This window comes from Streptomyces sp. NPDC048275 (assembly GCF_040652275.1).
In the GTDB taxonomy this organism is placed as follows: domain Bacteria; phylum Actinomycetota; class Actinomycetes; order Streptomycetales; family Streptomycetaceae; genus Streptomyces.
Genome location: NZ_JBEZLR010000113.1, coordinates 20,265 through 31,487, shown reverse-complemented (window position 1 = coordinate 31,487; position 11,223 = coordinate 20,265). Strand labels below are relative to the sequence as shown.

Annotated in this window: 11 protein-coding genes; 2 read left to right on the top strand and 9 right to left on the bottom strand. The window is 71.6% G+C overall.

Annotation, left to right across the window (positions count from 1 at the left end):
- Positions 1-91: 91 nt before the first annotated feature.
- The 6 genes from AB0D57_RS40450 to AB0D57_RS40425 form a co-directional block, all read right to left on the bottom strand.
- Positions 92-577, bottom strand: coding sequence for a DUF3180 domain-containing protein (locus AB0D57_RS40450; protein WP_362085652.1), 486 nt, complete (start codon positions 575-577; stop codon positions 92-94).
- A gap of 91 nt (positions 578-668) precedes the next feature.
- Positions 669-1,280, bottom strand: a complete 612-nt coding sequence (folK, locus tag AB0D57_RS40445) for a 2-amino-4-hydroxy-6-hydroxymethyldihydropteridine diphosphokinase (protein ID WP_362085649.1) — start codon at positions 1,278-1,280, stop codon at positions 669-671.
- Positions 1,277-1,636: a dihydroneopterin aldolase gene (gene folB, locus AB0D57_RS40440; RefSeq protein WP_362085646.1), complete on the bottom strand. Its 360-nt coding sequence runs from the start codon at positions 1,634-1,636 to the stop codon at positions 1,277-1,279. The genes folK and folB overlap by 4 nt, the downstream gene beginning before the upstream one ends.
- Before the next feature lie 273 nt (positions 1,637-1,909).
- Positions 1,910-2,404: a nuclear transport factor 2 family protein gene (locus tag AB0D57_RS40435; protein ID WP_362085643.1), complete on the bottom strand. Its 495-nt coding sequence runs from the start codon at positions 2,402-2,404 to the stop codon at positions 1,910-1,912.
- Positions 2,401-3,267, bottom strand: a complete 867-nt coding sequence (gene folP, locus AB0D57_RS40430; RefSeq protein WP_362085640.1) for a dihydropteroate synthase — start codon at positions 3,265-3,267, stop codon at positions 2,401-2,403. The genes AB0D57_RS40435 and folP overlap by 4 nt, the downstream gene beginning before the upstream one ends.
- A 100-nt stretch (positions 3,268-3,367) precedes the next feature.
- On the bottom strand, positions 3,368-5,041 hold the full coding sequence (locus tag AB0D57_RS40425; protein ID WP_362085637.1) for a phosphatidylglycerol lysyltransferase domain-containing protein: 1,674 nt from the start codon (positions 5,039-5,041) through the stop codon (positions 3,368-3,370).
- A 332-nt stretch (positions 5,042-5,373) separates the two neighbouring features.
- Between AB0D57_RS40425 and AB0D57_RS40420 the strand changes: the two genes are divergently transcribed.
- The gene (locus tag AB0D57_RS40420) at positions 5,374-6,927 is read left to right on the top strand and encodes a hypothetical protein (RefSeq protein WP_362085634.1); all 1,554 of its coding nucleotides are present in this window, start codon (positions 5,374-5,376) and stop codon (positions 6,925-6,927) included.
- Positions 6,928-7,201: 274 nt separating this feature from the next.
- On the opposite strand, the gene AB0D57_RS40415 is transcribed toward AB0D57_RS40420, so the two are convergent.
- A complete protein-coding gene (locus tag AB0D57_RS40415; RefSeq protein WP_362085631.1) occupies positions 7,202-8,530 on the bottom strand; it encodes a PH domain-containing protein in 1,329 nt (442 codons plus the stop codon).
- Complete coding sequence (locus AB0D57_RS40410) at positions 8,527-9,030, bottom strand: PH domain-containing protein (protein WP_362085628.1); 504 nt, start codon at positions 9,028-9,030, stop codon at positions 8,527-8,529. Before AB0D57_RS40410 ends, AB0D57_RS40415 begins: the two co-directional genes overlap by 4 nt.
- Positions 9,031-9,061: 31 nt before the next feature.
- On the opposite strand from AB0D57_RS40410, the gene AB0D57_RS40405 reads away from it, so the two are divergent.
- Positions 9,062-10,213 carry an NADH-quinone oxidoreductase subunit D gene (locus AB0D57_RS40405; protein ID WP_362085625.1) on the top strand — a complete coding sequence of 384 codons (1,152 nt, stop codon included), beginning with the start codon at positions 9,062-9,064 and terminating at the stop codon, positions 10,211-10,213.
- On the opposite strand, the gene AB0D57_RS40400 is transcribed toward AB0D57_RS40405, so the two are convergent.
- Positions 10,178-11,218, bottom strand: coding sequence for an SAM-dependent methyltransferase (locus AB0D57_RS40400; protein WP_362085622.1), 1,041 nt, complete (start codon positions 11,216-11,218; stop codon positions 10,178-10,180). The two genes, AB0D57_RS40405 and AB0D57_RS40400, sit on opposite strands and share 36 nt — an antisense overlap.
- Positions 11,219-11,223: the final 5 nt, after the last annotated feature.

Below are 11,223 nucleotides of genomic sequence, written 5' to 3'. Positions count from 1 at the left end.
TCGCGATGGCTCCGCCATCACTCCCTCCTCCGCCTTGCAGCTGCACGCACCAGACCCCGCTCCTTCTCCCACCCTCCCATTGCCGGTCGGTCTAAGCCGCAGGAGCTGTCCCGCCGTTGGTGTCGTCGTCCTCCGGGAGTTTGCAGACGCGCTCCAGGAAGAAGGCGGCCGCTATGACGCCGATGCCGGCCAGGACGGAGAAGCCGGCGTAGATGGCCTGGTCACGGCGGGCTGGGATGTCCAGGGATTCGAGCAGGAACACGCCCGTGCCGCCGTACATGCCCGCCACCAGGGCGGCGACCAGGGCGCTCGCCTGGCCGAAGACGACCGCGCGGGCCGCCATCAGCGGGTCGACGCCCTTGGCGCCGGGGCGGCGCTCACGCTGGGCCTTGAGGCGGGCGCGCAGTGAGAGCGCCGTCGCGAGGAGGACAGCGGCGATCAGGGCCAGCACGATGGGAGCGGCGAGGGGGACCCGGGGGAGTGTGCCCACCGCGTTCCACAGGCGGGCGCCCGCCCAGGACAGCACACCGGCCACGACGAACACGACGGCCAGCGTCCTGATGCGCAGCTCTTTCACTCAGTTCCCCTCGGGATCGCGTGTGGCGGCCCACAACAGGGCTCTTCCCTGCGGACGGTCGTCCGGCCACTGGTCGCCTTGACCTTAACGACTACTCGGGCAGCCTGAGTTCCAGGTCGGCACGGGGTGCGACTCCGTGCAGGGCGACATCGGCGAGGAGCTGGGCCACGGGGCCGCGGCCGGGCAACTGTGCCTCGGGCTCCACGTCGAGCCAGGGGGCGAGGACGAAGGCCCGCTCGTGGGCGCGCGGGTGAGGGAGGGTCAGCACCGGGTCGTCGGAGATGACATCGGCGTACGCCACGATGTCCACGTCGATCGTGCGGGGGCCCCAGCGCTCGTCGCGTACGCGGTGGAAGGCCTCTTCGACCGCGTGTGCGCGCTCCAGGAGCGAGGACGGGGGGAGGGTGGTCCTGAGGACCACGACCGCGTTGAAGTACGTCGGCTGACTGCCCGGTTCGACGCCCCACGGCTCCGTCTCGTAGACGGGGGAGACCGCCTTGATGCGGACGCCAGGGGTGTCCTCCAGGGCGTCGATGGCTCCTTGGAGGGTCTCCAGGCGGTTGCCCAGGTTCGAGCCGAGGGAGATCACCGCGCGCTTGGGGTTCTGCAAAGTCGTGTCGGCGGCGTCCACCCGCTCCACCACGGAGGCGGGCACCGGCTGTACGGTCGGGTCGCTCTGACCCTCGGTGAAGAAGGCGGTCATACTCGGCTCCGGGTGATGGTGACGGTGACGTCGTCGAAGGGGACCGTGATCGGCGCGTCCGGTTTGTGGACGCAGACCTCGACCTCCTGTACCCCGTCGTGCTTCAGGCAGGCCTGGGCGATGCGCTCGGCGAGTGTCTCGATGAGGTCGACGGGCTCTCCCTCGACGACGGCCACGACCTCCTCCGCCACGATGCCGTAGTGCACGGTCTTCGTCAGGTCGTCGTCGGCCGCGGCCGGCCGGGTGTCCAGGCCCAGCGACAGGTCCACGATGAAGGTCTGGCCCTCTTCGCGTTCCTTCTGGAAGACACCGTGGTGCCCACGGGCCTTGAGGCCGCGCAGCGCGACACGATCCACGCGAATCACTCCTGCAATCGTCGGACAGTGCTTTCCGGGCTGTATCCCATGGCGGCTTCGCCGTGGGATACAGACCCCGAGCCGTCATGAACCGGTTGCGGTCGGCTCATCGGCCTCGGACGAATCTACCTGCGGCCACTGACAAAGCTCGCCTGTGGGCGCGCGCGCCCACCTGATGGTCATCAGGCTTCATCGGGCGTTTCCCCTGGGGAATACGGCGGCTCATGGGTTGGTAGCCGCCCATACCCGGCAGTAGGTGATTCCAACCACTCCTCAACCGGCCGTGTCCTCATCCTCCTCCTCGCCGGATTCGGCGAGGACGGGGGAGGCGTGGTGCGACCAGAGCTTCCAGCCGTCGACCGTGCGCCGGAACACGTTGGTGGCGACGACCAGCTGGCCGACGAGCGGGCCCAGCTCGTCGCTGTCGTCCGGTGCGGGGCCGCCGCTGAGGATGTTCTCGGTGCAGGTCACCAACGCGGTGTCACCGGTGACGGACACATGCACGTCGGTGAGGAAGAACTGGATGTACTCGGTGTTCGCCATGATCAGCGCGTACGAGCGCAGGACCTCGCCGCGGCCGCTGAGGACCGGCCAGCCGGGGTGGACGCAGGAGATCATCGCGCCGTCCCCCTCGATGTCGTCGTCGGCGGTGTCCAGCGGGGCCAGCCAGAGCGACGACAGCTCTTCGAAGTCTCCCCGTTCCAGTGCCTCGTAGAAGGCGGTGTTGGCCAGTTCGACCTGCTCGACGTCGGTGCGGGGTGCGCTCACAGGGCTCCCTCTACGGCCCGGGCGACTCGTACGGCGTCGGCGGTGGCCCGTACCTCGTGGACCCGGACCGCCCACGCGCCCTGGTGCGCGGCGAGCGCGGAGACGGCGGCGGTGGCGGCGTCCCGCTCGCGCGCGGGCGGCGGGGCGCCTTCCGGGCCCGCCAGGACGTGGCCCAGGAACCTCTTGCGGGACGCGGCGACGAGCAGCGGATGGCCGAGGCCGCGCAGCCGGTCAAGGTGGGCCAGCAGCGTCAGGTCGTGTTCCGAGTCCTTGGAGAAGCCGAGGCCCGGGTCGACGACGATCCGGTCGGCGGCGATGCCGCCCGCCAGAACGGCCTCCACGCGTGCGTGCAGCTCGTCGACGACTTCGGAGACGACGTCCTCGTACGTCCCCCGCACGTTGCCGCCCTCCAGGAAGCCGCGCCAGTGCATGACCACGAAGGGGGCGCCGGCCGCGGCGACGGTCGGGATCATGGCGGGGTCGGAGAGGCCGCCGCTGACGTCGTTGACGAGGGCGGCGCCCGCGGCGAGCGACTGTTCGGCGACGGACGCGCGCATGGTGTCCACGGAGATGGTGACGCCCTCGGAGGCGAGGCCGCGGACCACCGGGATGACGCGCTTGAGCTCTTCTTCCTCGTCCACGCGGGTGGCGCCGGGGCGGGTGGACTCCCCGCCGACGTCCACGAGGTCGGCGCCCTCGGTGACCAGGCTCAGGCCGTGCTTGATGGCGGCCGTCGTGTCGAACCAGCGGCCGCCGTCGGAGAAGGAGTCCGGGGTTACGTTGACGACTCCCATGACCGCGCAGCGGTCCCATGTCGGCAGTCCGGCGACTTGGCCGCGGATGCGCCCGCGCTCGATGCTCATATGTCCAGCCTAGGCCGCTTCGAGGCCGTGCTTTCCCGCCGCCCACCGGTATCGGTCCGTCCGGTGGTCCCCTCGAACCGCCGAAGCCCGCGCGGCGGGGCTACGCCGCGCTGACCCCGCGCTCCGTGACCCTGTGCGGACAAGGGCGGGGAGCCGGTGTGCGGCGGCGCAGCGGGCGCGGGAGTGCCAGGTTCACGAAGCCCTCCGCCTGGAGGGCGGCGAAGCCGATGCGCGGGAGGCCGGGGGAGGAGCCGTGGACGACGAAGCGGGGTTCCCGGCGGGGGCTGAACTTCGCGTCGAACTTGTACAGGGACTCGATCGGGAACCAGCGGGAGAGGAAGACCAGCAGGCCCCGCCAGGCGCGCAGCACCGGGCCCGCGCCGATCTTCTCGCCGCGCGCCGGCGCCGAGCGGAACATCGCGAAGTCGAGCGAGATCCGCTCGATGCCGAGGTCGCCGTGCAGGCCGGGGATCTCGTCGGCCTTGTGGGCGGTGGCGATCGGACAGTCCCCGTCGGAGGGGTCGCCGATGCGGCCGAGGGCCATGGAGAAGCCGCGCTCGGTGTCGGTGCCGCGCCGGTCGTCCGCGGCGCGCCGTATCCGGTCCGGCTCACCCTCGCCGAGGTCACGGATGCGTCGTACCCGGGTCTGGTAACCGGCACGTTCGATGCGTTTCACCATCTGGCGAACATTCCGCATCGAGCGCCCGGCCAGGGAGAAATCCGCGGCGTCCACCACCGCCTCGTCGCCCGGTTCGTGGGCGTCGAGCCCGGTCTCGCGGGTCCACACCTCGCCGCCCGTCTTGGAGCAGCCCATGACGGCGGGGGTCCAGGAGTGGGCCTTCGCCTCGTCCATGAAGCGTTCCATGGCGCCGGGCCAGGCCTCGACATCGCCGATGGGATCGCCGCTGGCGAGCATCACACCGCAGACCACGCGGTAGGTGACGGCCGCTTTGCCGCTGGGCGAGAAGACGACGGCCTTGTCGCGGCGCAGTGCGAAGTGGCCGAGCGAGTCGCGGGCGCCGTGCTTGGCCAGGAGGGCGCGCAGCCGGGTCTCGTCGTCCTGAGTGAGGCGTGCGGCGGGGTGTTCGGGGCGGAAGGCCAGGTAGGCCGTTGTGACGGAGGTCAGCAGGCCGAGCGCGCCGAGGGAGGAGGCGACCGTCCAGGACGTGGGTTCGGTGTAGTCGACGGGACCTTCGAAGCCGAACATGCCGTACAGGACGTGTGTGATGCGGTCGGCCAGGCTCGGGTCGCCGATCATCCGGTTCTCGTTGGCGCTGACGATGACGAGTCCGAGGACGAGGGAACAGGCACCCATGAGAACGAAGTTGGCGAGCGCGCGCCAGCGGCTGCGTGGATCGGGCAGGGCCTCGAACTCCCTTTGGTGACGCAGCAGCGGCGCGAGCAGCGCGAGGGAGATGACGGTGCCGATGACCGAGTGACGGTACGCGAACTGCGCGACGGCACCGGCCGGCAGCAGGACGACGGCGGCACGCCACGCCCGGTGCTTGCGGCGGCGCAACCCGTGAGCCAGGAGCAGCAGCAGCACACCCACGCCGAGCGACAGCGCCGCGGCGAACTGGCCGAGGGCGCCGGGCAGGACCTCGGCGACGGCGTGCACACGATTGTGCCGGAAGTGCGGGAAGACGCCGGCGGCGATGTCCAGGAGCCCTACGAGTGCGCAGGCCCCGGCGACGAGGGTGGGTACGGCCTCCGGGCGCGGACCGCGGACCAGGCGCCGTGTCCTGCCGGGGCGGCCTGGAATCGCGCCCGGCATATCCGCATCCATCCTGACAGACATCGCATCCCGTGGTTCTGCGAGAGACCTCGAATCCGGTGCCAATCCGGCATCCGGCGATATTGCGCCCTCTAGGACGGTGTCTTGGGGGGCCAGGTTCACTCCCCACCGGAAAGCCGTTTCAAAAGAGGGGGGAAGTCCGGGGCAAGTCCTTGCGAAGGATGCGAAGGAGGGGAACGGGCGAGGCTGGGGAACCGATCAAGGAGCAGTGCGCCCTTGGGGGTGCCCGGGGCGGTGCGAAGGCTTCGGGGTGGCTGTGTTTTTACCGTGCGGGGCACCAAGATTCGCCTACGCGCGGTAAGTTTCTGGCCATGCCACGTGGACGTCACCGCCATTCCCCGCCTCTGCACAGGCTGCTGCCTCCGTCGGCGATCGCAGGCGTCTCGCTCGTCTGCGCCGTGGGGCCCTGGCTGTTCACAGAGCCACTGGTGCTCCGCACGCTGGCCGCGGGTGCCGCGGTGACGGCCGTGGCGGGCGGGTTCGTCATGCGCCGTTGGGACACGGCGGCGGGCAAGCGTGTCGCGGACCTCACGCGCGCGCGTGCGAGCGACGAGTGGCGCCACGAGGAGCGCGTCGCCGAACTGGAGACCGACCTCGACGAGTCGCGTGAGCTGCGCACCAAGCTCGAGCACAAGCTGCGCGCGAAGCGGGCGGAGTTGGCGGGTCTGCGCAACGAACACGCGGCGCTGCTGCGGCGGTACGCCACGGCGGAGACGGAGCGGGCGACCGCTCTGGAGGGACGTCGGCTGCTTGCGATAGAGACGACGGCGCCCGCTCGTGCGCTGCCCGCCGCCTCGACGGCTGCGGCGGAGTCCGTGGAGCCGGCGGCTACCCCCGAAACGCCCGAAAACGTGGCCGCGGCGAGCGAAGACCCGAGCGAGGAAGCGGCGGTCGAGACGGAGGGCGCCGAGGCGGAGGCCACCGAGGCGGAGGCCACCGAGGCGGAGGCCACCGAGATGGAGGCCACGGAAGCGGAGGCCACGGAAGCGGAGGCCGCCGATGAGTCCGACGACGAGTCCACGGATGCGCCCGCGTCTCCCGCAACTCCCGCGTCTCCCGAGGTCTTCTCGCCGACCGGGTCGTCGCTCTTCCTGCGGGCCAACGCGGCGCTGAGCCGGATCGCGAGCGGCGCCGCGGGCGCCGAAGCCGAAGTCGAAGCCGAAACCGCTTCGGACTCCGACCCTGACCCTGATCCCGAGCCCGAGTCCCGCTCCGTACCCGAGAACGACGACGCCTCCGAGGCAGTCCAGGGCGAGCTGACGAAGGGCGAGACCTCGACGGACGGTTCCGCGTACAGCGGGTCCGTGACGGGCGAGTCCGCGAACGGGGAGCCCGCGCAGGGCGTTTCCCCTGAGACGGGCCCGTCGGCGGACGCCGCCGCGGAGGAGGACGAGGCGCAGGGGAAGCCCGAGGCGGTCGACGAGCATGAGCGCTCGGCCGCCGTGCCCGCGTCCGTGTCGGCGCAGCCCGCCGGGGCGTCCCCCTCTGTGGTGCCGGTGACGCCCGTGAAGCCCGTGAAGCCTGTGAAGTCCGCCAAGCCCTCCCGTCCCTCCGGGCACTTCGCCGTGCCGACCGCGGTGGCCGTCGCGCCGGCCGCGCCCGTACGTCGCCCGTCGGTCGAGGGTGGGTTCGACTTCTTCGGTACGCAGAAGGAGACGTCGTCCGACGCGCTGGACTCCGTACAGAACGAGGACCTCGCGGACGTGGTCGGCCAGGAGGCGCTCGCTCTGCACAAGGCCGACGCCGAGTTCGGTTTCAAGCCCGCGGACGAGGAATATCGCGGCGTCGGTCAGGTCATCGACCTGACCGCGCACGACGAGACCGAGCAGATCGACCTGGTGGAGCTGCGGAGCGCGGCTTCCTGAACGCGCCGGTACCACCGGACAGTTCGCGCACGGACCGACCCACGGATTACTTGGGGGCAGTGGCACCAGCCACTGCCCCCTGGGGCCTGTCCGGCGGATCATGCCGCAGACGCGGGGCCTGGTGCGCCCACCTGCGGCGTTGTCGTCGGTTGCCGACGCTCCGCGTCGACGCCCTCCTCCGCCTTGCAGTTGGACGCACCAGGCCCCGCTCACCGGCGCTGATCAGGCTCCGTTGATTTCCTGCGACCTGTTCCGCCGGACAGGCCCAAGTCCGTCACACCATCCACCGATCCGGCAGCGCCTCCCGCCGCCCCGTCCGCGACCGGTCGGACTGCGACTGAAGCAGTTCCGCCGCCTCCGAGGCGTCCCGCAGCCGCGCCGTCACCGTCTTGTTCGCCCCCGTGTCCACATGGACGTCGGCGACCCGCCTGAGGCGTTTCCAGGGCCCTTGTGTCAGCCGTACGCTCTGGACCTTCGCGTGCGGCACGAGCGAGAGGCTGCGGCGCAGCAGCCCGTGCCGTGCCACGAAGACGGTGTCGGTGACGGCGAGCCCGTACCCCCGCCACCAGAACGGCACGCACCACCCCGCCCGGCGCGGCGGCCGCGACAGCGCGGCGGGCACCGTCGCTCCCGGCAGCACCCTCGTGATCACCGACTCGGCGACCGCGCGCGGAGCGACGGGCACGAGGACGGAGTTCGAGGACCCCGCGACGTCCAGCTCGACCCGTACCCACCCGCGCCGCCGCCACAGCAGCGGCTCGACGATCCGTACGGTCTGCACGCGTCCGGGCGGCACCGTCTCGTGCGTACGGTCGAGGAGCCCGCGGTCGATGCGCAGTCCGTCCGGGGACTCGCCCACCGTCCAGTCGTACTCGCCGACGAACCGCCCCACGCTGCTCGCACCCGCCGCGCCGAGCAGTGGCAGAGCGGTCGCGAGGACCGTCCACACGCTGTGGGTGGCGAACCACAACACCGGGGGTACGACGAGCGCGGCGGCCAGGGAGCCCCAGGTGGCGCCGGTCAGCACCAGGGAGACGGCCAGCACGCCCGCCGGAACGTGCACCAGCTGCCGTACCGGCGCCTCGCCGACCTCGTGCGCCGTCTCGGGGGCGAAACCGGCGGCGCGGGCGAGGAGTTCGGCCCGCAGAACGCGCGCCTCGTCCTCGCCGAGGAAGGCGAGTTCGTCCTTCTTGTCCGTCCCGATGACGTCGAGTTTGAGCTTGGTGACGCCCGCGACGCGGGCCAGCAGCGGCTGGGTGACGTCGACGGCCTGGAGCCGGTCGAGCCGGATGTGCGCGGTGCGCCGGAAGACCAGGCCGGTACGGATGCGCAGTTCGGTCTCGGTCACCGCGAAGTGCGTGAACCACCAGCTCAGAAAGCCGTAGAGGGCGGCCGCCGGGACGATCACGGCGAGCCCGACGAGCAGCGCGGTCGTGGTGAGTCTGGTCAGCTGCTCCTGTGCCTGGTTGGGGTCGTGCACGGCCCATCCGGCGACCACGGCGACGGGCGCCCAGGCGCGCCGGAACGGCGTCACGGGGTGCAGCCGCCGCTCGACCAGCAGCTTCGCCTCCGATACGGCGTTCTCGGCGCCGGGCGTCGTCACAGCCCCGCCGATCGGGCCTCGCCCAGCTCGGTCAGCCGGTCGCGGAGCCGCTCTGCCTCGGCCGGGTCCAGGCCCGGAATGCACGCGTCCGTCGCCGCGGCGGCCGTGTGCAGCTGCACGCTCGCGAGCCCGAAGTGCCGCTCGACGGGCCCGGAGGTCACCTCGACCAGCTGCATCCGTCCGTACGGCACCACGGTCTCCTCGCGGAACAGCACCCCCCGGCTGATCAGCAGGTCGTCCGCGCGCTCGGCGTACCGCCAGGAGAGCCAGTTGCGCCCCAGCATGTGCCAGCCCCACACCAGCAGGGCGAGCGGCAGCAGCGCGAAGGCCGCCCAGACGACGCCCGCGAGCAGCCCCAGCAGTAGGCCCACGCCGACCGTCAGCAGTCCCAGCCACACCACCAGCAGCAGTCGGCGCATCCGCAGCAGCCCCGGAGGCAGCCCGGTCCAGACCGGCTCCGTCGCTGTATCGCCCGCGGTTTCCGTGCTCCCCGTCTCCATGCCGCAAGGGTACGTACGAGAGACTGTCCCCATGACTCCCACGACGGAGACCATGGTCGGTATCGGCGGCGCCGCGGAGAGCACCGACATGGTGCTCAACATCGGGCCCCAGCACCCGTCCACCCACGGTGTGCTGCGGTTGAAGCTGGTTCTGGACGGCGAGCGGATCCAGCACGCGGAGCCGGTCATCGGCTATATGCACCGCGGCGCGGAGAAGCTCTTCGAGGCGCGCGACTACCGCCAGATCGTCATGCTCGCCAACCGCCACGACTGGCTCTCCGCCTTCTCCAACGAGCTGGGCGTGGTCCTCGCCGTGGAGCGGATGCTCGGCATGGAGGTCCCCGAGCGCGCGGTGTGGATGCGCACCCTGCTCGCGGAGCTCAACCGCGTCCTGAACCACCTGATGTTCCTGGGCTCGTACCCCCTGGAGCTGGGCGGGATCACCCCGATCTTCTACGCCTTCACGGAGCGCGAGGATCTTCAGCACGTCATGGAGGAGGTCTCCGGCGGGCGCATGCACTACATGTTCAACCGCGTCGGGGGCCTCAAGGAGGACCTTCCGGCCGGATGGACCACGCGCGCGCGTGGCGCCGTGACGTCGCTGCGCTCGCGGATGGGCGTGTACGACGACCTGGTGCTCGGCAACGAGATCTTCCGGGGGCGTACGCGGGGCGTGGGCGCCCTCGCGCCGGAGGCCGTGCACGCCTACGGGGTGAGCGGGCCGATCGCGCGCGCCTCCGGCGTCGATTTCGATCTGCGTCGCGATGAGCCGTACCTCGCCTACGGGCAGCTCCAGGACACCCTGAAGGTGGTCACGCGCCAGGAGGGCGACTGTCTGGCCCGCTTCGAGTGCCTCCTGGAGCAGACGCACAACGCGCTCGACCTCGCGGACGCCTGCCTCGACCGGCTTGCCGAGCTGCCGCCGGGGCCGATCAACCAGCGGCTGCCCAAGGTTTTGAAGGCGCCCGAGGGGCACACGTACGCCTGGACCGAGAACCCGCTCGGCATCAACGGTTACTACCTGGTCAGCAAGGGCGAGAAGACCCCGTACCGGCTGAAACTGCGCTCGGCCTCGTTCAACAACATCCAGGCGCTGGTCGAGCTGCTGCCGGGCACGCTGGTCGCGGACATGGTGGCGATTTTGGGGTCACTGTTCTTCGTGGTCGGGGACATCGACAAGTAGGTCGCCAAGCAGCTCCCCGAGTGGAGCGTTCGGAATTCCCACCGGCTGCAGCAGCCAGCCGAAGTCGCCCAGGCCGCCGGGTGCGGTGAGCTCCGCCGCCGCGCCGGCGCCCGCGAGGGCGCGTACGTACGCGGTGGGGTCCGTGGAGGCGAGCGTGAGTGCCGGTCGTGCGCCGCTCACGCCCAGGGCGCGCAGCGCGGTCCGCTGGGTCAGTACGCGCCCTCCGGGCAGTGTGCACGCGTCGAGCGCCACGTGCGCCGTGATGTCGCACGACCCGTCCGGCACGGGCACCGTCTCCCGGCCCGCGCGGAATCCGGTGAGCGTCCCGAAGGGCGGCCGCGTGGCGGCGAGGTGCGCGTAGTCGACGGCGACGGCGAGACCGCGCTCGAGGGTGGCGACGGCATCGGCCCAGGCGGTGTCCCTGGGGCGGCCGATTTCGGCGCGGTCCCCCTGGGAGGACAGCGGCCACCACCTCCGCAGCCACTGCGCGTCCGCCCCCTCCACGGGGTCCCCGAGGCGTTCGGCCCCGTCGTCCCCTCGTACGAGAACCCGCCTCGGTACGCCCTCGGCGTCCGCCTCGGCGACGTCCACCGGTACGTTGTCCAGCCACTCGTTGGCGAACAGCAGCCCGGTGACGCCCTTCGGGGGCTCGGCGAGCCACTCGATCCGGTGATCGAGACCGGCGGGGCGGTCGGCGCGTTCGACGGCGTACCCGCGCGCGCGGGCGGCCACTTCGGCAGGGAGCGCGGCGAGGACGGCGGTCACCAGCTCGCCGCGGCCCGCCGCCATGTCGACGAAGGTGAGCGGGGCGGGGCGGCCGAGGGCCTCGTCGAGCCGGCACAGCAGCCGGGCCACGGCCCCGGCGAACAGCGGGGACGCGTGCACCGAGGTGCGGAAGTGGCCCGAGGGGCCCTCGGGCCTGCGGTAGAACCCATGGGGCCCGTACAGCGCCTCCTCCGTCGCCTCGCGCCATCCCCGCCACTCGCCCGCCGCCGCACGTGTCACCGGGC